This window comes from Aureimonas phyllosphaerae (genome assembly GCF_047943035.1).
In the GTDB taxonomy this organism is placed as follows: domain Bacteria; phylum Pseudomonadota; class Alphaproteobacteria; order Rhizobiales; family Rhizobiaceae; genus Aureimonas; species Aureimonas phyllosphaerae.
Genome location: NZ_CP181348.1, coordinates 3,362,423 through 3,384,841, shown reverse-complemented (window position 1 = coordinate 3,384,841; position 22,419 = coordinate 3,362,423). Strand labels below are relative to the sequence as shown.

General features: G+C 65.3%; 20 protein-coding genes. 18 read left to right on the top strand and 2 right to left on the bottom strand.

All coding sequences use genetic code 11. The annotated features are described in order from the left end of the window. The first annotated feature begins 40 nt into the window (after positions 1–40). From eno to ACLNGM_RS16085, 10 genes are all read left to right on the top strand, one after another. Positions 41–1,318, top strand: a complete 1,278-nt coding sequence (gene eno, locus ACLNGM_RS16130; RefSeq protein ID WP_416355714.1) for a phosphopyruvate hydratase — start codon at positions 41–43, stop codon at positions 1,316–1,318. Between the two features lie 110 nt (positions 1,319–1,428). Further along, positions 1,429–1,755 (top strand): FtsB family cell division protein, encoded by a 327-nt coding sequence (locus ACLNGM_RS16125; protein WP_090964525.1) that lies wholly within the window; start codon positions 1,429–1,431, stop codon positions 1,753–1,755. Between the two features lie 294 nt (positions 1,756–2,049). Beyond that, positions 2,050–2,994, top strand: a complete 945-nt coding sequence (gene pdhA, locus ACLNGM_RS16120) for a pyruvate dehydrogenase (acetyl-transferring) E1 component subunit alpha (protein ID WP_244546032.1) — start codon at positions 2,050–2,052, stop codon at positions 2,992–2,994. A 12-nt stretch (positions 2,995–3,006) separates the two neighbouring features. Continuing rightward, on the top strand, positions 3,007–4,425 hold the full coding sequence (locus ACLNGM_RS16115; RefSeq protein WP_090964529.1) for a pyruvate dehydrogenase complex E1 component subunit beta: 1,419 nt from the start codon (positions 3,007–3,009) through the stop codon (positions 4,423–4,425). A gap of 215 nt (positions 4,426–4,640) precedes the next feature. Beyond that, entirely contained in the window at positions 4,641–6,047 is a 1,407-nt protein-coding gene (locus ACLNGM_RS16110) for a pyruvate dehydrogenase complex dihydrolipoamide acetyltransferase (RefSeq protein WP_416355713.1), read from the top strand. 22 nt (positions 6,048–6,069) lie between these two features. Beyond that, positions 6,070–6,705 (top strand): SGNH/GDSL hydrolase family protein, encoded by a 636-nt coding sequence (locus ACLNGM_RS16105; protein WP_416355712.1) that lies wholly within the window; start codon positions 6,070–6,072, stop codon positions 6,703–6,705. A gap of 27 nt (positions 6,706–6,732) precedes the next feature. Beyond that, positions 6,733–8,184 carry a dihydrolipoyl dehydrogenase gene (gene lpdA, locus ACLNGM_RS16100; protein ID WP_416355711.1) on the top strand — a complete coding sequence of 484 codons (1,452 nt, stop codon included), beginning with the start codon at positions 6,733–6,735 and terminating at the stop codon, positions 8,182–8,184. Positions 8,185–8,279: 95 nt separating this feature from the next. Then, positions 8,280–8,540, top strand: coding sequence for a GlsB/YeaQ/YmgE family stress response membrane protein (locus ACLNGM_RS16095; protein WP_090964537.1), 261 nt, complete (start codon positions 8,280–8,282; stop codon positions 8,538–8,540). Between the two features lie 43 nt (positions 8,541–8,583). After that, positions 8,584–9,549, top strand: coding sequence for a lipoyl synthase (lipA, locus tag ACLNGM_RS16090; protein WP_416355710.1), 966 nt, complete (start codon positions 8,584–8,586; stop codon positions 9,547–9,549). A 3-nt stretch (positions 9,550–9,552) separates the two neighbouring features. After that, positions 9,553–10,005 carry a type II toxin-antitoxin system RatA family toxin gene (locus tag ACLNGM_RS16085; RefSeq protein ID WP_055885700.1) on the top strand — a complete coding sequence of 151 codons (453 nt, stop codon included), beginning with the start codon at positions 9,553–9,555 and terminating at the stop codon, positions 10,003–10,005. Here the strand turns inward: ACLNGM_RS16085 and ACLNGM_RS16080 are convergent. Together ACLNGM_RS16080 and ACLNGM_RS16075 are read right to left on the bottom strand one after the other, a co-directional pair. Next, the gene (locus ACLNGM_RS16080; RefSeq protein ID WP_416355709.1) at positions 9,987–10,514 is read right to left on the bottom strand and encodes a CinA family protein; all 528 of its coding nucleotides are present in this window, start codon (positions 10,512–10,514) and stop codon (positions 9,987–9,989) included. The two genes, ACLNGM_RS16085 and ACLNGM_RS16080, sit on opposite strands and share 19 nt — an antisense overlap. Next, entirely contained in the window at positions 10,504–11,679 is a 1,176-nt protein-coding gene (locus ACLNGM_RS16075; protein ID WP_416355708.1) for a bifunctional 2-C-methyl-D-erythritol 4-phosphate cytidylyltransferase/2-C-methyl-D-erythritol 2,4-cyclodiphosphate synthase, read from the bottom strand. The genes ACLNGM_RS16080 and ACLNGM_RS16075 overlap by 11 nt, the downstream gene beginning before the upstream one ends. A gap of 155 nt (positions 11,680–11,834) precedes the next feature. Here ACLNGM_RS16075 and dusB point away from each other — a divergent pair, with 155 nt between their 5' ends. The 8 genes from dusB to hflX all read left to right on the top strand — a co-directional run bounded on the left by dusB (position 11,835) and on the right by hflX (position 22,414). Next, positions 11,835–12,908, top strand: coding sequence for a tRNA dihydrouridine synthase DusB (gene dusB, locus ACLNGM_RS16070; RefSeq protein WP_416355707.1), 1,074 nt, complete (start codon positions 11,835–11,837; stop codon positions 12,906–12,908). A 3-nt stretch (positions 12,909–12,911) separates the two neighbouring features. Next, the gene (locus ACLNGM_RS16065; protein ID WP_090964548.1) at positions 12,912–14,054 is read left to right on the top strand and encodes a two-component system sensor histidine kinase NtrB; all 1,143 of its coding nucleotides are present in this window, start codon (positions 12,912–12,914) and stop codon (positions 14,052–14,054) included. Continuing rightward, positions 14,054–15,502, top strand: a complete 1,449-nt coding sequence (gene ntrC, locus ACLNGM_RS16060) for a nitrogen regulation protein NR(I) (RefSeq protein ID WP_416355706.1) — start codon at positions 14,054–14,056, stop codon at positions 15,500–15,502. The genes ACLNGM_RS16065 and ntrC overlap by 1 nt, the downstream gene beginning before the upstream one ends. Positions 15,503–15,577: 75 nt before the next feature. Next, the gene (locus ACLNGM_RS16055) at positions 15,578–17,809 is read left to right on the top strand and encodes an ATP-binding protein (RefSeq protein WP_416355705.1); all 2,232 of its coding nucleotides are present in this window, start codon (positions 15,578–15,580) and stop codon (positions 17,807–17,809) included. Continuing rightward, the gene (locus tag ACLNGM_RS16050; protein WP_294644071.1) at positions 17,809–19,170 is read left to right on the top strand and encodes a sigma-54-dependent transcriptional regulator; all 1,362 of its coding nucleotides are present in this window, start codon (positions 17,809–17,811) and stop codon (positions 19,168–19,170) included. The genes ACLNGM_RS16055 and ACLNGM_RS16050 overlap by 1 nt, the downstream gene beginning before the upstream one ends. Before the next feature lie 19 nt (positions 19,171–19,189). Next, positions 19,190–20,566 (top strand): Trk system potassium transporter TrkA, encoded by a 1,377-nt coding sequence (gene trkA, locus ACLNGM_RS16045; protein WP_416358468.1) that lies wholly within the window; start codon positions 19,190–19,192, stop codon positions 20,564–20,566. Positions 20,567–20,749: 183 nt separating this feature from the next. Further along, entirely contained in the window at positions 20,750–20,998 is a 249-nt protein-coding gene (hfq, locus tag ACLNGM_RS16040; RefSeq protein WP_055885716.1) for an RNA chaperone Hfq, read from the top strand. 84 nt (positions 20,999–21,082) lie between these two features. Then, the gene (hflX, locus tag ACLNGM_RS16035; protein ID WP_416358467.1) at positions 21,083–22,414 is read left to right on the top strand and encodes a GTPase HflX; all 1,332 of its coding nucleotides are present in this window, start codon (positions 21,083–21,085) and stop codon (positions 22,412–22,414) included. Positions 22,415–22,419 lie beyond the last annotated feature (5 nt).

The window sequence follows — 22,419 nt, the reverse complement described above, 5'->3', positions numbered from 1 at the left end:
CGTCTCAACCCGGCGTTTTGCCAGAGCCAAGGGACGGAACATGACCGCCATCATCGATATCATCGCGCGCGAGATTCTCGACAGCCGCGGCAACCCGACCGTCGAGGTCGACGTGGTGCTGGAAGACGGCTCGATGGGCCGTGCGGCGGTACCCTCCGGCGCCTCCACCGGCGCGCACGAGGCGGTCGAGCTGCGCGACGGCGACGAGCGTTATGGGGGCAAGGGCGTGCAGCAGGCCGTGCAGGCCGTCAACACCGACATTCTTGAGGCACTGGTCGGCTTCGAGGCCGAGAACCAGATCCGCATCGACGCCGTCCTGAAGTCGCTCGACGGCACGCCGAACAAGAGCCGCCTCGGCGCCAACGCCATCCTCGGCGTCTCGCTCGCCACCGCCAAGGCCGCGGCGGACGCCGCCGGCCTGCCGCTCTACCGCTATGTCGGCGGTGCCAGCGCCCACGTCCTGCCGGTTCCGATGATGAACATCATCAACGGCGGCGCGCATGCGGACAACCCGATCGACTTCCAGGAATTCATGATCATGCCGGTCGGCGCGGAGACCTTCGCCGAAGGCCTGCGCATGGGCGCCGAGGTGTTCCACACGCTGAAGAAGGCGCTGAAGTCTGCCGGTCACAACACCAATGTCGGCGACGAGGGCGGTTTCGCGCCGAACCTCGAGTCGGCGAAGGCCGGCCTCGACTTCGTGATGGCCTCGATCGAGAAGGCCGGCTTCCGTCCGGGCGAAGACATCTATCTCGCCCTCGACTGCGCCTCGACCGAGTTCTTCAAGAACGGTGTCTACGACCTCGAAGGCGAGAAGCGGAAGCTGTCGGCCGACGAGATGGCCGGCTACCTCGCCGAACTCTCGGCGGCCTATCCGATCATCTCGATCGAGGACGGCATGGCGGAGGACGACTGGGCTGGCTGGAAGAGCCTGACCGACAAGGTGGGCGGCAGCGTCCAGCTGGTCGGCGACGATCTGTTCGTTACCAATTCGGCTCGCCTGCGCGAGGGCATCGAGAAGCGCGTCGCCAATTCGATCCTGGTGAAGGTCAACCAGATCGGCACGCTCACCGAGACGCTCGACGCCGTCAGCGTCGCGCATCGCGCTGGATATACGGCGGTCATGTCCCATCGCTCGGGCGAGACCGAGGACTCGACGATCGCCGACCTCGCGGTCGCCACCAACTGCGGGCAGATCAAGACCGGTTCGCTGGCGCGCTCGGACCGGCTCGCCAAGTACAACCAGCTCCTGCGCATCGAGGAGGAGCTCGGCGACCAAGCGGTCTACGCCGGCCGCTCGATCCTGCGGCACCGTTGAGTGATCATCGAGGGGCGCTCCGGCGCCCCTTTTCGTCTCTCGCAATCGTTACGCTTAACGAGATGTAAATCGCTGAGGTCTAGGGTCGCTCCGTTCCGGAGACCCTCGTCATGCATACGAAGCAAAAGCGCAGATCGCGTCTGTCCCAGCTGATCGTCCCCGCTATCACCCTGCCGTGCCTCGCCTACTTCGTATTCCACGCGCAGAGCGGACGTTACGGAACGGAAGCCAGTGTCGTTTTGAAGGAGGAACTGGCCCGCAAGCAGGCGGTCTACGTGGAAATCGTCGACACCCGGGAAGCGCTGGAGACCCGGGTTCGTCTTCTCAGCGACGGCACGCTCGAACGCGACATGATCGACGAACGTGCCCGACGCTCCCTGAACTTGTCGAACGGGGACGAAGTGACGATCCTCCTCAAAACAGGCGTCGAGGATTAACTTGTAACAGGTTAATTGAGACACCGCGGCGCGAATTAACGTCACGCTGGTTAAGGAGCGGGCCGCGTCTTGCGTGCCTGCATCTTGTCCATATACTTGCCCAAAACTTGCCCGCCGGACTCGGGGCGTCAAGGGATGGGAGTCGAAATGGCCGCACTCAAGAAATCAGGGATCGGCGGCGACGGCGAAGCGAAGGCTCCCGGCGCTGGCGAGATCGAGAAGACGCTGAAGCAGTACACCGCGCCAGCGCCCGTCGACTTCACCAAGGATGAGGACGTTCGCGCGTATCGCGACATGCTCCTGATCCGCCGCTTCGAAGAGAAGGCCGGCCAGCTCTACGGCATGGGCTTCATCGGCGGCTTCTGCCATCTCTACATCGGCCAGGAGGCCGTGGTCGTCGGCATGCAGATGTCGATGAAGGAGGGCGACCAGGTCATCACCGGTTACCGCGACCACGGTCACATGTTGGCCACTGGCATGGAATCGCGCGGCGTCATGGCCGAGCTCACGGGTCGCCGCTCCGGCTACTCGAAGGGCAAGGGCGGCTCGATGCATATGTTCTCGAAGGAGAAGCACTTCTACGGCGGCCACGGCATCGTCGGAGCGCAGGTTTCTCTCGGAACGGGTCTCGCCTTCGCCAACCGCTACCGCGGCAACGATTCGGTCGCGATTGCCTATTTCGGCGACGGCGCGGCCAACCAGGGCCAGGTCTACGAGAGCTTCAACATGGCCTCGCTCTGGAAGCTCCCGGTCATTTACGTGATCGAGAACAACCGCTACGCGATGGGCACGTCCGTCAACCGCGCTTCGGCCGAAACGAACTTCGCGCACCGCGGCCTGTCGTTCAAGATTCCGGGCATCCAGGTCGACGGCATGGACGTTCGCGCCGTGAAGGCGGCCGGCGACCTCGCGATCCAGCATTGCCGCAGCGGCGAGGGGCCGATGATCCTCGAGATGCTGACCTACCGCTACCGCGGCCACTCGATGTCGGATCCCGCGAAGTACCGCACCCGCGACGAGGTGCAGAAGATGCGTGCCGAGTCTGATCCGATCGAGCAGGTCCGTCAGCGGCTGATGGAGGCGCACAACGCCTCCGAGGACGATCTGAAGGCCGTCGATCGCGAAGTGCGTGACATCGTGGCCGACGCTGCCGAATTCGCCCAGAACGATCCCGAGCCGGATGTCTCGGAACTGTGGACCGACATCTATGCGGACGCCGTTCCGCAGGCTTCGAAGTAAGGGGAGGGGCGCATGCCGACCGAAATCTTGATGCCCGCCCTGTCTCCGACGATGGAGGAGGGCACCCTCTCGAAGTGGGTCAAGCAGGAAGGCGACAGCGTCGCCCCCGGTGACGTGATCGCCGAGATCGAGACCGACAAGGCGACCATGGAGGTCGAGGCCATCGACGAGGGCAAGATCGGGAAGATCCTGATCGCGGCCGGAACCGAGGGCGTAAAGGTCAACACCCCGATCGCGATCCTCCTGGCTGACGGCGAGAGCGCCGACGACGCCGTGGCGTCCGCGCCGAAGGCCGCACCGGCCGCCGAAGCCGCGCCCGCAGAGGCGAAGCCGGAATCGTCCGATGGCGACAAGTCGAAGCCAGCTCCCGTGCCCGCGCAGGGCATGTCGCACCCGGAGCCCGAGGATGTCGACGGCGAGTTCGCCGAGGAAATCCCGGCCGGCACCAAGATGGTGACGAAGACCGTGCGCGAAGCGCTCCGCGAGGCGATGGCCGAGGAGATGCGCCGCGACGATACCGTCTTCCTGATGGGTGAGGAGGTCGCCGAGTATCAGGGCGCCTACAAGATCAGCCAAGGCCTTCTCGACGAGTTCGGCGCGCGTCGCATCGTCGACACGCCGATCACCGAGCACGGCTTCGCCGGCATGGGCGTCGGCGCGGCGTTCGCCGGCCTGAAGCCGATCGTCGAGTTCATGACGTTCAACTTCGCCATGCAGGCGATCGACCAGATCATCAATTCGGCGGCCAAGACGCTCTACATGGCGGGCGGCCAGATGGGATGCCCGATCGTGTTCCGCGGCCCGAATGGCGCGGCAGCGCGCGTCGCGGCGCAGCACAGCCAGGACTACGCCGCCTGGTACAGCCAGATTCCGGGTCTCAAGGTCATCCAGCCCTACTCGGCGGCCGATGCCAAGGGTCTGATGAAGTCGGCGATCCGCGATCCCAACCCGATCGTCTTCCTCGAGAACGAGATCCTTTACGGTCACTCGTTCGAGGTGCCCGATACCGACGACTGGACCGTTCCGATCGGCAAGGCCCGCGTTCACCGCAAGGGCAAGGACGTCACGATCGTCTCCTTCGGCATCGGCATGACCTATGCCGTCGCGGCGGCCGAACAACTGGCCAAGGAAGGCATCGACGCCGAGGTCATCGACCTTCGCACGATCCGTCCGATGGATATCGATGCGATCGTCCGCTCGGTGAAGAAGACCAACCGCTGCGTCACGGTCGAGGAAGGCTGGCCGCAGGGGTCGGTTGGCTCGCACATCGCCTCGGAACTGATGGTGCGTGCGTTCGATCATCTCGACGCGCCCGTGCTCAAGGTCTGCGGCAAGGACGTACCGATGCCGTACGCGGCAAACCTCGAGAAGCTCGCGCTGCCGTCGGCCAAGGAAGTCGTCGAGGCGGTGAAGGCCGTCTGCTACCGCTGAGGCGGTCGGTGCCCGGTGCCGCGGGTGCCGGGCTTTTCACCCATCGGGACGGACCCGTTGCCCGTCCCCTCTGCCGCGCTGCGGCATACATGGCCGCTTGACGTGGCAGCCGCACAGGCAACCTTGATGCCGGCCGTACGCCCGCTCGCGCAGTGGGTCATGGCGCCGAGACCTATCGATGCCCGTCGAATGGGCGACTGAGGAGACGTTCGCCGATGCCGATCAACGTCACGATGCCGGCCCTCTCGCCGACGATGGAAGAGGGCAACCTCGCGAAGTGGCTTGTGAAGGAGGGCGACAAGGTCTCCTCCGGCGACGTCATCGCGGAGATCGAGACCGACAAGGCCACGATGGAAGTCGAGGCGGTCGACGAGGGGACGGTCGCCAAGATCGTGGTGCCGGCGGGCACCGAAGGCGTGAAGGTCAACGCGGTCATCGCGATCCTCGCAGCCGAAGGCGAAGATGCATCGGCCGCCGCCTCGGGCGGGCAGAGCGCCGCGGCTTCCGGTTCGCCTTCGGCCGATGCCGCCGTGAAGGGCTCGACGGACGAGGCCAAGGATGCGGACAAGCGCGGCTACGAGCGCGCGGCCGAGACCGCATCGGCAAGCGAGGGCGGATCGTCTGCCAAATCGCCCGGCGGTTCGCGGGCAACGCAGGGCGGCCGCGTGTTCGCGTCGCCGCTGGCCCGGCGTCTGGCCAAGGAGCAGGGAGTCGAACTGTCCTCCGTGCAGGGCAGCGGTCCGCACGGCCGGATCGTGAAGGCCGATATCGAGAGCGTGGCCAAGGGAGGCGCCCAGAAGCCGGCATCCGCACAGACCGCATCGGCTCCCAGCGCCGCCGCGCCGGCACCCGCTCCGGCCGCACCGAAGCCGGCGAACGACGATGCGATCCTCAAGCTCTTTGCCGAGGGCTCATACGAGAGGATTCCGCACGACGGGATGCGCAAGACCATCGCCAAGCGGCTGGTGGAATCGAAGCAGACCGTGCCGCACTTCTACCTGTCGGTGGACTGTGAGCTCGACGCACTCCTGGCGCTGCGCAAGCAGCTGAACGGCGCGGCGCCGAACGTGAAGACCGATGCGGGCGAGCGTCCGGCCTACAAGCTCTCGGTCAACGATATGGTGATCAAGGCGATGGCCTGCGCGCTCGTCGCCGTGCCGGACGCCAACGTCTCGTGGACCGAGAGCGCCATGCTGAAGCACCGCAACGCCGACGTCGGTGTCGCCGTGTCGATCGAGGGCGGCCTGATCACTCCGATCATCCGCAAGGCCGACGAAAAGACGCTGTCGACCATCTCCAACGAGATGAAGGACCTCGCCAAGCGTGCTCGTGCCCGCAAGCTGAAGCCCGAGGAGTATCAGGGCGGCACGACCGCCGTGTCGAACCTCGGTATGTTCGGCATCAAGGACTTCTCCGCCGTGATCAATCCGCCGCATGCGACGATCCTTGCGGTCGGCGCGGGCGAGGAGCGAGCGGTCGTCAAGAACGGCGCAGTGACGGTTGCCAACGTCATGACCGTAACGCTCTCGACCGACCATCGTGCGGTGGACGGCGCGCTCGGAGCCGAGCTCATCTCGGCCTTCAAGCGCTTCATCGAGAACCCGATGAGCATGCTCGTCTGAGCGCGCCTCGGGAGACGCGCCCGTGAAGACCGTTCTCTGTTACGGCGACAGCCTGACCTGGGGCTACGACGCGGCCGGCCCCGGCCGTCATCGGTTCGAGGACAGGTGGCCGAGCGTCGTCGGCGCGCGGCTAGGCGATGCGGTTCGCGTCATCGCCGAGGGACTGAACGGACGCACGACGGCCTATGACGACCACTTGGCGCCGGCGGACCGGAATGGCGCCCGCATCCTGCCGACCGTCCTTGCGACGCATGAGCCGGTCGACGTCCTCGTGATCGCGCTCGGCTCGAACGATCTGAAGAAGCACACGGGCGGCGGCCGTGCAGCAGAGGCCGCGTTCGGTATCGGACGACTGGTTGAGGTCGCCCGCAGCTTTCCGTCCTCGTTCGGCTTCCGGGTCCGGGAGATCGTTCTGGTCTCGCCGCCAACGCTGGTCGCGACGCCGGATGCCGACTTCGACGCGATGTTTGGACATGCGATCGACGAATCGCGCCGGTTTAAGGACGCCTACGCCCGCGTCGCATCTGCGACCGGGTGCCATCACGTCGCCGCATCCGATCATTGCGTCGCCACTCCGCTCGACGGGGTGCATCTGGACGCTGCAAACACCCGAGCGCTCGGCGAGGCAATCGCGCAGACGCTGACGTCGCTGATCTAGCGCCAACCTTTTCGACGGAGAACCACGATGGCCGATACCTATGACATCCTGATCATCGGCGGTGGGCCGGGCGGCTACGTGGCGGCGATCCGTGCCGCGCAGCTGGGCTTCAAGACGGCTGTCGTCGAGCGCGAGCATCTTGGTGGCATCTGCCTCAACTGGGGCTGCATCCCGACCAAGGCGCTGCTTCGCTCGGCCGAGGTGTTCCATTACGCCGAGCATGGCGACAACTACGGCCTGAAGATCCAGAAGCCCGATTTCGACATCGCGGCGGTGGTGAAGCGTTCTCGCGGCGTGTCCGCTCAGCTGAACGGCGGCGTCGCCGGATTGATGAAGAAGAACAAGATCGACGTGATCTGGGGCCAGGCCAAGCTGACGAAGGCCGGCAAGGGTGGCCCGGTCGAGGTCGAGGTCGGAGAGCCGACGAAGCCGGCTGTTCAGCCGCAGAACCCGGTGCCGAAGGGCGTCCTCGGGCATGGGACCTACAAAGCCAAGCACGTGATCGTCGCGACCGGCGCCCGGCCGCGCGTCCTGCCGGGCATCGAGGCCGACGGCGAGCGCATCTGGACCTATTTCGAGGCGATGAAGCCGCAGGCGATGCCCAAGTCCCTGATCGTCATGGGCTCGGGCGCGATCGGCATCGAGTTCGCATCCTTCTACCGCACGATGGGGGCGGACGTGACGGTGGTGGAGCTGCTCCCACAGATCCTGCCAGTCGAGGATGCCGAGATCGCGGCGGTCGCACGCAAGCAGTTTGAAAAGCAGGGGATGAAGATCCTTTCGGACGCGAAAGTGGCGAAGGTCTCCAAGACCGCGGACGGCGTGGAGGTCACGGTGGAGCAGGGCGGCAAGAGCCAGGTCCTGAAGGCCGAGAAGCTGATCTCGGCGGTCGGCGTGCAGGGCAACACGGAAGGGCTCAACCTTGAGGGCGTCGGCGTCACCGTCGAGCGCGGCCTTGTCAAGACCGACCCCTACGGCCGAACCAATGTCGAAGGCGTCTATGCGATCGGTGACGTCGCCGGCGCCCCGATGCTCGCCCACAAGGCCGAGCACGAAGGCACGATCTGCATCGAGAAGATCAAGGGCATGGACGCGCATCCGATGAAGCGCACCCAGATTCCCGGCTGCACGTACTGCCAGCCGCAGATCGCCTCGGTGGGCCTGACGGAGGCGAAGGCGAAGGAGGAGGGACGCGAGGTCAAGGTCGGTCGGTTCCGCTTTCTCGCCAACGGCAAGGCGATCGCGCTCGGTGAGCCGGACGGCATGGTGAAGACCGTGTTCGACGCCAAGACCGGCGAGCTTCTCGGCGCGCACATGGTGGGCGCCGAGGTGACCGAACTCATCCAGGGCTTCGTGATCGCGATGGGTCTCGAGACCACCGAGGAAGAGCTGATGCACACGGTGTTCCCGCATCCGACGCTGTCGGAAATGATGCACGAGAGCGTTCTCGATGCCTACGGAAAGGTAATCCATATGTAATTGCGCGAAAATTGCAGCGAGCTGCGACAAGAGGTCTTGTCCACATTTTCGCCGCACTATCTCAACTCTCGGTATTTGTACCGTAGGAGATACGTATGGGTTGGCTCGCTGCAATTATCGTTGGCGGTATCGCCGGATGGCTCGCAGAGATGGTCATGAAGAGCAACATGGGCGTCTTCCTGAACATCATCCTCGGGATCGTCGGGGCCGTCTTCCTGAACTTCCTGCTGGGTATTCTCGGCGCTTTCGACCTTCAGGCTGGTGCGAGCTTCTCGATCCAGTACCTGATCGTCGGTTTCATCGGCGCCTGCCTGCTGATCTTTATCTTCCGGGCGGTTCGCGGTCGTCGCATCTAACGCGCGATTGCGTGACCGTCGAACCGAGCTTAAATGACGGTCAATGGTCACGATCCTCGACGCACGTAGCCCCGCCGGCGCCGCAAGGCCTCGGCATCCCGAAAAGGCGCATCGCCCTGATACGGCGGTGCTCCCCAAACCAGACTGGATCCGCGTCAAGGCGCCTGTATCGGCCGGCTACCAGGAAACGCGCGAGATCGTGAAATCCAACCGCCTCGTCACCGTGTGTGAGGAGGCGGGTTGTCCCAACATCGGCGGGTGCTGGGAGAAGAAGCACGCAACCTTCATGATCATGGGCGGCATCTGCACGCGCGCCTGCGCGTTCTGCAACGTCGCCACCGGCCTGCCGCATGCTCTCGATAAGGACGAGCCGGCGAGCGTCGGACGTGCCGTCGCCAGCATGGGGCTTTCGCACGTCGTCATCACGTCGGTCGATCGCGACGATCTTGCCGACGGCGGGGCGCAGCATTTCGTCGAGACAATCGAGGCCATCCGAGCCGCGGCGCCGGGCACGACGATCGAAATCCTGACGCCGGACTTTCTGCGCAAGCCCGGCGCGTTGGAGAAGGTCGTGGCGGCTCGGCCGGACGTGTTCAACCACAATCTCGAGACCGTGCCGTCGAACTATCTGACGGTTCGCCCCGGCGCGCGCTACTTCCACTCGATCCGGCTCCTGCAGCGGGTCAAGGAACTCGATCCGACGATCTTCACCAAGTCCGGCATCATGGTCGGTCTCGGCGAGGAGCGGAACGAGGTTCTGCAGCTGATGGACGACCTGCGATCCGCGGACGTCGACTTCATGACCATCGGCCAATACCTGCAGCCGACGCGCAAGCATCACCCGGTGATCCGCTACGTGACGCCCGAAGAGTTCAAGTCGTTCGAGACCGTCGGTCTCACGAAGGGGTTCCTCGTCGTCGCTTCTAGCCCGCTGACGCGTTCGTCGCACCATGCGGGCGAGGACTTTGAGCGCCTCAAGGCGGCGCGTCTTGCGAAGGTCGCAGCCTGAACGATGCCGAAGTTCGAAAACGCCCGCGTCGTCCGGCACTCTCCCGACGAGATGTTCGCCCTTGTGGCCGACGTCGAGCGCTATCCGGAGTTTCTGCCACTCTGCCAGAGCCTTGTCGTTCGCTCGCGCCGCGAGCGCGACGGCAAGACGCTGCTGATCGCCGACATGACCGTCGCCTACAAGCTGATCCGCGAGACCTTCGCATCGCAGGTTCTTTTGAAGCCGGCCGAGCGGCAGATCGACGTGAAATATGTCGACGGCCCGTTCCGCTATCTCGAGAACCGCTGGAACTTCGAGCCCCATCCGGATGGATGCGAGGTGCGGTTCTTCATCGACTACGAGTTCAAGAGCCGCACACTCGGTCTCCTGATGGGCTCGATGTTCGATTACGCCTTCCGGCGCTTTGCCACAGCCTTCGAAGAGCGGGCGAACAAGGTCTATCCGGCTTCGGCCTGAGCCAGGCGATCGAGGGTTTCCTCGATCAGTTCCAGCGCCGTGGCCGCGCTAGCCTGGCGTACCACGCTGCGACCGAGCGGCCCGAACCGTCGTTCGACGTGGACCGTCCCAAGCTTCGATGCGCAGGCGAAATGGACGAGCCCGACCGGCTTGAGGTCCGAGCCGCCGCCCGGTCCGGCGATGCCTGTGATGGACACGGCGATATCGGACCCAGCCTCGCGCCGGGCACCTTCCGCCATGGCCTCGGCGACTTCGCGCGAAACGGCGCCGAATCTCTCCAGCCGATCGGTCGGCACCTTCAGAAGACGCGCCTTCGCCGCGTTCGAGTAGGTGACGAAGCCCGTCCCGAATACGGCGGACGATCCGGCGATCTCGGTGATCGCGGCAGCGACCATCCCGCCGGTGCAGGATTCTGCCGTCGCGATCGTCAGACTGTGCGCCAGCGCCTTCTCGACGATGCGCGCAGCGACGGCATCCAGCCGGTCACGGAACTCGTTCTCATCGGCCATAGACGACACTCGCCGTTGCGATCGCGGCGATCCCCTCGCGCCGGCCGATGAAGCCGATCGTCTCGTTGGTGGTCGCCTTGATCGAGATCCGTTCGGCCTCGAGCCCGGTCACATCGGCGATGACCTCGACCATGGCGGAGCGGTGGGGGCCGACCTTCGGTGCCTCGCAGATAAGGGTGACGTCGACGTTGCAGATGCGTCCCTTGTGCCCCTCCACGATCTCGACCGCGCGTTTGAGGAAGATGCGCGAGGCGACACCGCGCCACTGCGGATCGCTCGGTGGAAAGTGGGTGCCGATGTCGCCTGCGCCGCAGGTCGCAAGCAGCGCGTCAGTCAGCGCATGGAAGCCGACATCGGCATCGGAATGTCCGAGAAGAGCCTGATCGTGCTCGATAAAGACGCCACACAGCGTCACCCCATCGCCCGGCACCAACTTGTGGACGTCGTATCCGTTGCCGGTACGCACATCGATCATCGCGGGTTCTCCTCGGAATCGCTCGGCGGCCAGAGTCAACTCGCGCGCCAGGGTCAGCTTGACGTTCTCCGGGTCCCCCGGGACTAGGCGGACCGGGATGCCGGCCCACTCGGCGATCGAGGCATCGTCCGTGAAGGCCGTCCTCGTGTCACGCGAGGCCTTCGTATGCGCCTCGCGAATCAGGCCGTAAGGAAACCCTTGCGGCGTCTGGGCTCCAAACAGACCCGACCGGTCGACCGTGACGTCGATGAGATCGCCGTCCGAGCGCTTCAGCGTATCGACAACGGGGAGGGCGAGGATCGCCCCGGTCTTCGGATCGATGTCCGCGACCACCCGCTGGATCGCATCGGAGGAAACGAAGGGGCGAACGGCGTCATGGATCAGGACGATCTCGGGAGCGACCTCGGCGAGGGCCTCGAGACCGCAACGCACCGATGCCTGCCGTGTCGCACCGCCTTCCACGAGAAGAACGCGATCGAGTAGCCCGTCGAGAGCGCGGCCGGCCATGGCGTGATCGTCGGGGTGGATTACGACGATCACCGGCCCGATGCCGGGCGTCGAAAGGAAACGCTCCGCGGTTCGCCACAGGACGGGGCGTCCGCCGAGGTCGAAATACTGTTTCGGTCCATAGGGCGTCAGCCCCGCGCGCGACCCGCGGCCAGCGGCAACAAGGATCGCTGCGACTTTCATTAACCACCCGAATTCGAACCGTTCCACCGACAGTGGTCAGCACATCCGCCAGCAGGGGGCAAGAGCGCAGCACCGTCGGATTTGCAATGCAGCATGGCGTTGCTTTGCACACTCATTTTGATTGTCTTTTGAGCACATGGCGATATGCTGTTTCAATGTGCTGTCCGGATGATCTTCCGATCTCGAACCGTCGCCTTGCGGCGCATCCCGGTGACCTGTCGCTAGGCAGGCTCTCGATTCGCTCGCGCGTTTTTCTCGCGCCGTTGTCGGGTATCACTGACGTCCCGTTTCGACGTCTCGTCCGTTCGTTCGGAACGGAAGTGGTGTATTCGGAGATGGTGGCGAGCGGGGAACTGATCCGCAACGATGCCGACAGCCGGCAGCGCGCAGGCGCCGATGGCCTCGGACTTCATGCCGTTCAGTTGGCGGGCCGCGAGGCGTCCGCGATGCGCAAGGCCGCCGAGATCGTGGCGGCCGAAGGGGCCGACGTCATCGACATCAACATGGGGTGTCCGGCGAAGAAGGTCGTCGGCGGGCTGTCGGGCTCCGCGCTGATGCGCGATCTCGATCAAGCGCTGCGTTTGATCGAGGCGACGGTCGCGGGTGCCGGCTCGGTGCCCGTGACCCTCAAGATGCGTCTGGGCTGGGATCGATCGAGCCTCAACGCACCCGATCTCGCCGTGCGTGCCGAGGGGGCAGGCGTCAGGCTGGTGACGGTCCACGGGCGGACAAGAGACCAGTTCTATACCGGGGAGGCGGACTGGCCGGCGATCGCCGCCGTCTCTCGCGCCGTGACGATCCCTGTGGTGGCGAACGGCGACCTACAGTCCGTCGCCGATCTCTCTTCGATGCTGCACGCAAGCGAGGCCGATGCCGCGATGATCGGACGGGGCGTCTGCGGGCGGCCGTGGTTTCCCGCCCTCGTCGGCGGTCACCTTGACTGCAACCAGATGCAGCAAAGCTTCGCCGATCTCGCGGTCTCGCATTACGACTCGATGCTCGAATTCTACGGGGAGCAGGCCGGCCTGCGCCATGCCCGCAAGCATCTCGGCTGGTATCTCGATCGATGGGAGGCGGCCGCTGCGTCGCGTCTTGCGAGCGACCGGGCCGAGTTGATGCGGGCGACCGACCCGGCGCTCGTCCGCGCTCGCCTGCGAAGCCTCCTCGGCGCTGCGACCCTCAGCGACGTCGAGCCGGATCTTTCCGCGTCCCTCCGCCAGGCTGCCTGATCGATGACGTCCTCTGCATCCGCCCCGCCGCTCGATCAGTTCGCGCTTCTGAACGCGTTGCCGCATCCGGTCGTCGCGCTTGACGAAAGCGGCCGCTTCACCTTTGCCAACTCTGACGCCGAGCAGTTCTTTTCGGCGAGCGCCTCGCATCTCGCCAAGCGCCGTCTTGCGGATTTCGTCCCGCACGACAGCCCGGTGCTCGGTCTGATCGAGCAGGTGAAGAGCGAGAATTCGCGGATCAGCGAGTATCGCGTCGACGTGTCCTCGCCGCGCCTCGGCATGGATCGGCTGGTGGACGTCTATGTCTCCGGCCTCAGCGATCCGCCCGGCCACGTGCTCGTCATGTTCCAGTTGCGGTCGATGGCGGACAAGATGGACCGGCAGCTGACCCATCGTTCCGCGGCCCGCACGGTGACGGGGCTTGCCGCGATGCTCGCGCACGAGATCCGCAACCCGTTGTCGGGTATCAAGGGCGCGGCGCAGCTTCTGGAGGCGGAAGCGAGCGACGAGGACCGCATTCTCACGCAGCTCATCCAGGACGAGAGCGAGCGGATCGTGAAGCTCGTCGACCGGATGGAGGTTTTCTCTGACGAGCGACCGGTCGAGCGGTCGGCCGTCAACATCCATTCGGTGCTGGAGCACGTGAAGACGCTGGCCAAGAGCGGCTTTGCGCGCGACATCCGCATCACGGAAGCCTACGACCCTTCGCTGCCCTCGGTGTTCGCCAATCGCGACCAGCTGGTCCAGGTCTTCATCAACCTCGTGAAGAACGCGAGTGAGGCGGTGGGTGGGCGGCCGGACGGCGAAATCAAGCTGTCGACGGCCTTCAAACCCGGCGTGCGCCTGTCGGTGCCGGGCGCGCGCACCCGCATGACGCTGCCGCTCGAGTTCGTCGTCGAGGACAATGGCGGCGGCGTGCCGGACGACATCCGCGAGAATATCTTCGATCCGTTCATCACGACCAAGCCAAACGGCACCGGCCTCGGTCTCGCGCTGGTCGCGAAGATCGTGCGCGACCACGGCGGCGTGATCGAGTGCGACTCGTATCCCGGACACACGATCTTCCGCGTGCTGATGCCGGCCTGGACGGAGCCGGATGCTCCCGACACCGACGGAACGACCCCGAAACGCAGGCGAACGCGCTGATGGCCACCTCCCAGATTCTCGTTGCAGACGACGATGCGGCGATCCGCACGGTCATCTCGCAGGCCCTGATGCGGGCGGGTTTCGAGGTGCGCGTCACGTCGAACATCGCGACGCTCTGGCGCTGGATCAGCGCCGGGGACGGCGATCTCGTCGTCACCGACGTCCTGATGCCTGACGGCAACGTGTTCGATGTCCTGCCGAAGATCCGCAACACGCGGCCCGATCTGCCGGTCATCGTCATGAGCGCGCAGAACACGTTCATGACGGCGATCCAGGCGTCGGAGAAGGGCGCCTACGACTACATTCCAAAGCCGTTCGACCTGACCGAACTCGTCAGCATCGTGCGTCGGGCGCTGGCCGAGCCGAAGGCCGAGGCGCGCAACAAGGCGATGGACGACGGTGGCGAGACGATCCCGCTGATCGGTCGCTCGCCAGCCATGCAGGACATCTACCGCGCGCTCGCGCGCATGATGCAGACGGATCTGACGGTGACGATCACCGGCGAGTCGGGCACCGGCAAGGAGCTCGTCGCGCGCGCGCTCCATGATTACGGCCGGCGTCGCAAAGGTCCCTTCGTCGCGATCAACATGGCGGCAATCCCGCGCGATCTGATCGAGTCGGAGCTCTTCGGGCACGAGAAGGGTGCGTTCACGGGGGCTCAGGCGCGGGCAAGCGGCCGTTTCGAGCAGGCCGAGGGTGGGACGCTCTTTCTCGACGAGATCGGCGACATGCCGATGGAAGCGCAGACACGGCTTCTGCGCGTGTTGCAGCAGGGCGAATATACGGTCGTCGGCGGGCGCACGCCGATCGCGACGGACGTGCGTATCGTGTCTGCGACGAACAAGGACCTCCGTCAGCTGATCCAGCGCGGTCTGTTCCGCGAGGATCTGTTCTATCGGCTGAACGTGGTACCGCTGCGTCTGCCGCCGCTGCGCGAGCGTATCGAGGATCTCGTTGATCTGACGAACCACTTCTTCGGCCTCGTCCAGAAGGAAGGCCTGTCGCGCAAGACGTTGACCTCCGGGGCCCTCGACGTGATGCGGCGCTATTCGTGGCCGGGAAACGTGCGCGAGCTCGAAAACCTCGTGCGGCGCCTCAGTGCCCTCTACCCGCAGGACGAGATTACCGCCGAGATCACCGAGCACGAGCTGGCCAGCGAGCAGTCGAGGCCCATCGGTGGCGATGGCGACAGTTCGAAGCCGATCGACCTTTCGGCCGCCGTCGAGCGCTATCTGTTCGAGTATTTCGGCTCGTTCGGCAACGAGCTCCCGCCACCCGGGCTGCACGGCCGCATTCTGCGCGAGGTCGAGTATCCGCTGATCGCAGCGGCCCTCGCGGCCACGCGGGGTAATCAAGTGAAGGCGGCTGATCTCCTCGGCGTGAACCGCAACACGCTGCGCAAGAAGATTCGCGATCTCGACATCTCGATCGTTCGATCGATCCGCTAATTTTCTGCAAATGCTCGTTGCATTCTAGACACATTGCGTTGCAAGACTGCCACGTGATCTGATCACGGGTGGCTGATGGCAGCGCAGACGACCACGATGGACGGGGAGATTCCCGCACTCGGCGAACGCCGTCGGTTCATGCTCGTGCCGGGCATCCTTGCAGTGATCGGCGCTCTCGTGACGGGCGCGATCTCCTTCGTCGTCCTCATGGGGCTGACGCCGATTGCGCCGACTGCCGCGGTGGTCAAGACGGCGACCCTCGTCAACGGCGTCTTCGTCCTGCTTCTCTGCGTCCTCATCGCGCGCGAGGTCGTGCGGATGACGAAGGCGCGACGCCACGGCAAGGCAGCGTCACGCCTCCATGTGCGCATCGTGCTGCTCTTCTCGATCGTCGCGGCATTGCCCGCGCTGCTCGTCGCGATCGTGGCAGGCATCACCCTCGATCTCGGCCTCGACCGCTGGTTCGAGATCCGCACCCGCACCATCATCGACTCGTCGATCAACGTCGCCGAAGCCTACGTCAACGAGAACGCCCGCAACCTGCAGGGCTCGACCCTGTCGATGGCGCAGGAACTGCGCGGACAGCGGCAACTCTTCAATCTCGACCGGACCGGGTTCCAGGACCTCCTGACCGAGCAGGCGCGGGGGCGCTCGCTTCTCGGGGCGCAACTCCTGAATGGCGACGGCACGCCGTTCCTGCGGGCCGATATTCCCGTGGAGCGTCCGCTGCCGGTGCCGCCGACGGACGCGCTGCAGCAGGCGGCCGAAGGCAACCTCGTCTTCATTCCGCCCGGCGTCACGAACCTTGTCGGCGCGGTGATGCGCCTGCGGGAGTTCGGCGACGTCTACCTCTACACGATCCGTGTCGTGGATCCGGAGGTGATCGGCGCGCTGCGGCTGATGCGCGAGCGCACCGCGGAATATTCCAGCCTCGCCGACAACCGTTTCGGCCTGCAGATCGCCTTCGCCCTCCTTTACCTCGGTATCACGCTGATCGTGCTCCTCTCGGCGATCTGGACCGGCATCGGTGTGGCCGACCGCCTGGTTCGCCCCATCCGCCTTCTGATTTCGGCGGCCGACGAGGTCAGCGAGGGCAATCTCGGCGTGTCCGTGCCGGTGCGCATCTCGGACGGCGACGTCGGTTCGCTGTCAAACACGTTCAACAACATGATCCGGCAGCTGCGCAGCCAGCGACATGAACTCGTCAACGCGAAAGACGTGATCGACGAGCGGCGCCGCTTCACCGAGGCTGTGCTGTCGGGCGTCACGGCGGGCGTCATGGGCGTCGACCGGCGCGGTGAGATTTCGATGTTGAACCCGTCTGCCGAGCGCATCCTGTCGATCCGCGGAAGCGACGTCGTCGGACGGCCGCTAGAGGAGGTTCTGCCGGCGCTCAGCGAGGTCTATGCCGCGGCACGTCATTCGCGCCGTCGCGAGCATCAGGAGCAGATCAAGCAGCGGGTGCGCGACCGCGAGCGCACGCTCGACGTTCGCGTGACCTCTGAAGAGGAGGAGGCCGGCGTCAGCGCGAGCGTCGTGACGATCGACGACATCACGGATCTCGTCGACGCCCAGCGTTCCTCGGCCTGGGCCGATGTCGCGCGGCGCATCGCGCACGAGATCAAGAACCCGCTGACCCCGATTCAGCTTTCGGCTGAGCGCATCCGTCGCCGCTACGGCAAGTTCATCGAGACCGACCGCGAGATTTTCGACCGCTGCGTCGACACGATCATCCGGCAGGTCGCCGACATCGGTCGCATGGTGGACGAGTTCTCGCAGTTCGCGCGTATGCCGAAGCCGACGCTCGAGGATCGGGACCTGCGCGAAGCGCTTCGGGAAGCCGTTTTCATGCGCGAACTCGCCGCGCAGGGCATCACGATCGAGGGCGACTTCGGCGACAAGCCGCTGATGGGCTCCTACGACCTTCGCCTCCTGTCCCAGGCCTTCGGCAATCTCGTGAAGAACGCCGTCGAGGCGATGGAGCCGATGGAGAACCATGCGGGCCGCATCGTCGTGCACGCCTTCGATAGCGACGGAACCAACGTCGTGGAGATCGAAGATAATGGCCTCGGTTTCCCGAAAGAGGATCGAGATCGCCTTCTCGAGCCCTATATGACGACCCGCGAAAAGGGGACGGGGCTCGGTCTGGCGATCGTGCGCAAGATCGTGGAGGAGCACGGCGGCACGATCGCGCTCGACGATGCGCCGAACTTCGACCACGGCGCCTTGGTCCGCATCCGCCTTCCTGCCGACGACACGTCCAAGACCGCCCCGACGACGAACTCAGAAGAACACGGTGAACACTGATGGCAGCGGATATCCTCATCGTTGACGACGAAGCCGACATCCGCGAGCTCGTCGCCGGCCTTCTCGACGACGAGGGCTACGAGACACGCATGGCGAGCAACTCGGACGCGGCGCTGCAGGCGATCGCCGACCGCGTGCCGCGCCTGATCTTCCTCGACATCTGGCTGCAGGGGAGCCGTCTCGATGGGTTGGACGTGCTTGATGCGATCCGCGCCCAGCACCCGGAGGTCCCGGTCGTCATGATTTCCGGCCATGGCAACATCGAGACCGCCGTCTCGGCCATTCGGCGCGGTGCCTACGACTACATCGAGAAGCCTTTCAAGGCGGACCGTCTGGTGCTGATCGCGGAGCGCGCGCTGGAGACCTCTAAGCTGAAGCGCGAGGTTTCGGAACTGAAGCGCCGCTCCAGCGACTCGCCGGACCTTCTCGGCAAGTCACACCCGATGAACCAGCTGCGCGCGACGATCGAGCGGGTCGCGCCGACCAACAGCCGCGTGATGATCCTCGGGCCTTCCGGTTCCGGCAAGGAGATGGTCGCGCGCGCCATCCATGCCGCGTCCGCCCGCGCCAAGGGTCCGTTCATCGCTTTGAACGCGGCTGCCATCACGCCGGACCGGATGGAGGTCGAACTCTTCGGCACCGAGACCCCGCCCGGTATGGAGCGCAAGGTCGGCGCTCTGGAAGAGGCGCATGGCGGCGTTCTGTATCTCGACGAAGTCGGCGATATGCCGCGCGAAACGCAGAACAAGATCCTGCGCGTCCTCACCGAGCAGACGTTCGAGCGCGTCGGCGGGGCCAAGCGCGTCAAGGTCGACGTGCGGATCATCTCCTCGACCTCGCAGAACCTTGAATCGCTCATGGCCGAAGGCTCGTTCCGAGAGGATCTGTTCCACCGCCTCGCGGTGGTGCCGATTTCCGTGCCGCCGCTGGCGGACCGGCGTTCGGACATCCCGATTCTGATCGACGCCTTCATGAAGCAGATCGGCGAGCAGACGGGCATCCGCCCGAAGGCCCTCAGCCCGGAGGCGCTGGCCGTCCTCCAGTCGAGCGACTGGCCGGGCAATATCCGGCAGCTTCGCAACAATATCGAGCGGCTGATGATCCTGTCGCGGCAGGACGGCGCCGAGGCGATCTCCGCCGACATGCTGCCGCACGAGGTGAGCGACATGCTGCCGCGCACGCCGAGCCAGTCGGACGGGCGCATCCTGGCGCTGCCGCTGCGCGACGCGCGCGAGGTGTTCGAGAAGGAGTATCTCGTCGCCCAGATCAACCGCTTCGGCGGCAACATCTCGCGTACGGCCGAGTTCGTCGGCATGGAGCGCTCGGCGCTGCATCGGAAGTTGAAGTCGCTCGGCATCTAGGCGGGCGCCGACCATGCCCATGAAGATCGTGATCTGCGGCGCCGGTCAGGTCGGCTACGGCATCGCCGAGAGCCTTTCGGCCGAGAGGAACGACGTGTCGGTGATCGACACGTCGCAGGCGCTCATCGCCAACATCCGTGAGAACCTTGACGCCAAGGGCATCGTCGGGCACGGCGCGTTCCCGGATACGCTGGCGGAGGCCGGCGCGGCGGAAGCCGACATGCTGATTGCCGTGACGCTCCATGACGAGGTCAACATGGTTGCCTGCCAGGTGGCCCACTCTCTCTTCAACGTGCCGACCAAGATCGCCCGCATCCGCAGTCAGGCCTATCTCCAACCGCACTGGCAGGACCTGTTCTCGACGGACCACATGCCGATCGACGTCGTGATCTCGCCCGAGGTCGAGGTCGCGCAGATGGTGCTCCGGCGCATCGCGCTGCCGGGCGCGGTCGATACGGTGCGCTTCTCGGAAGGTGCGATCTCGCTGATCGCGATCGAATGCGGCGAGGAATGCCCCGTGCTCGGGACGCCGCTCGGCCAACTGTCGGAGCTTTTCCCGGATCTCGGCGCGACCGTCGTCGGCATTCTGCGGGACGGGGCGATCTTCGTCCCCAACGCCGTCGACATTCTCTACGCGGGCGATCTTGCCTATGTCATCGTCGAGCAGTCGCAGGTCCGTCGGACGTTGACGATCTTCGGCCACGAGGAGCCGGACGTCGGCCGCATCGTGATCGCCGGTGGCGGCAATGTCGGCATGACCGTCGCGATGGAGATGGAAAGCCGCAATCTCGCGTCGCGTTTGCGCCTTGTGGAAGCCGACCCGGGCCGGGCGCTCAACGTCGCCGACAAGCTGAAACGCACGATCGTCCTCCAGGGCAGCGCGCTCGACCCGGCGATCCTGCGGGAGGCCGAGATCGGCGACGCCGATCTCATGGTCTCGCTGACCAACGACGATCAGATCAACGTGCTGAGCTCCGCCATGGCCAAGCGCCTCGGGGCAAAATCGAATCTGGCCTTGATCAACAGCCCGACCTTTCAGGATCTCGCCAAGCACCTCGGGATCGATGCGGTGCTGAACCCGCGATCCGTCACGACCTCGCGCATCCTCCAGCATGTTCGCCGGGGTCGCATTCGCGCCGTGCACTCGGTGCAGAACGGCATGGCCGAGGCCATCGAGGCCGAGGCGCTCGAGACGTCTCCGCTGGTCGGGCAGCCGCTGCGCGATCTCGACATCCCCGACGGCATGCGAATCGGCGCGATCACCCGAAACGGCGTCTTCATCCGTCCGACCGGCCAGACGCGCATCCGGCCGAAGGATCGCGTGGTCCTGTTCGTGCGATCCGACACCGTGCGGCAGGTCGAACAGTTTTTTCGCGTCAGCCTTGAGTTCTTCTGATGTGGCGATGCAACGCCGCGGTACCTATCTCCGTCTCGGTTCACACGAACGATCAAGCCGTATTGAACGCGTCGTCCTGCTGAAGGACAACCTTCGGCGGCGGCGCGTCCTCGTGGACCGCGATTTCCGTCCGTTCGCGCCTTGGTGGCGCGGGCACGGCAAGAACAAGAACAGGACAGCCCGATGGCCGAACGCGCGCAGAACCTTCAGGATCTCTTCCTCAACACCGTCCGCAAGCAGAAGATCTCGCTGACGATCTTCCTCGTGAACGGCGTCAAGCTGACCGGGGTCGTGACCTCGTTCGACAATTTCTGCGTGCTCCTGCGTCGCGACGGCCACTCGCAGCTCGTCTACAAGCACGCCATCTCCACGATCATGCCGTCCCAGCCCGTCAACATGAACGACGGCGGGGACGAGGACAGGAAGGTCTGATTGACCGAATACACCGAAGAACACGAGCACGAACCCCGCACGCCGATCGAGCATGAGCGCGTCCCCACACGTGCCGCCGTCTTCGTGCCGGTCGTACGACAGCGCAATCCGGCCGACGACGCGTCGGAGGCCGTCCGACGCGGTGACGAGGAGCGGCTGGTCGAGGCGGAAGGCCTTGCGCTGGCGATCGAACTCGACGTCGTCGCCCGCGGCATCGTGCCCGTCTCGAAGATCCAGCCCGCGACACTCATCGGCTCGGGCAAGGTCGAGGAACTCGCCGGTCTGATCGCGGCCGAGAAGATCGGTCTCGTCATCGTCGACCATCCGCTGACGCCCGTGCAGCAGCGTAATCTCGAGAAGGAACTGAACGCCAAGGTTCTCGACCGGACGGGCCTCATTCTCGAGATCTTCGGCCGGCGCGCGCGGACGAAGGAGGGCCGACTTCAGGTCGAACTCGCGCACCTCAACTACCAGCGTGGCCGCCTCGTCCGCTCATGGACTCACCTCGAGCGTCAGCGCGGTGGTGCCGGCTTCCTCGGCGGCCCCGGCGAAACGCAGATCGAGTCCGACCGGCGTCAGCTGCAGGAGAAGATCAAGCGCCTGGAGAAGGAGCTAGATCAGGTTCGCCGCACGCGCTCGCTGCATCGCGCCAAGCGCAAGAAGGCGCCGCACCCGATCATCGCGCTCGTCGGCTACACCAACGCCGGCAAGTCGACGCTCTTCAACAAGGTGACGGGCGCCGAGGTGCTGGCGAAGGACCTTCTGTTCGCGACGCTCGATCCGACCCTTCGTCGGATCAACCTGCCGCACGGTACCGAGGTCATCTTCTCCGACACGGTCGGCTTCATCTCCGATCTGCCGACGCACCTCGTGGCCGCGTTCCGTGCGACGCTCGAGGAGGTGGTCGAGGCCGACATCGTGCTGCACGTTCGCGACATCGCCAACCCCGATACCGGGGCCCAGGCGGCGGACGTGCGCAAGATCCTCGCCGATCTCGAGATCGACGCCGACGACCCGGAACACGTCATCGAGGTCTGGAACAAGGCCGATCAGCTGGACGAGCAGGCACGTGCGCAGGTGGAGCTTTCGGCCGCGTCGCATCCGCGCGGGCAGGCGGTTCACATCGTTTCGGCGCTGACGGGTGAGAACGTGTCGGCGCTCTTGGCCGACATCGAGGGCCGGATTGCGGGTCTTGCCGAGCCGGTGTCGCTGACGGTGCCCGCCGATGCGCTGGGCATCCTGCCCTGGATCTACGACAACAGCGTCGTGCGCGAGCGCGAGGACCTGGAAGACGGCAGCGTCCAGCTGTCGATCGATCTCACCCGGGCGGCTCGCTCCGATCTCCTGCGTCTGAAGCACCGACACCCGGACGTGCAGATCGAGGGTCTGCCGATGATGGAAGAGGTCGAGGACTGAAGAGA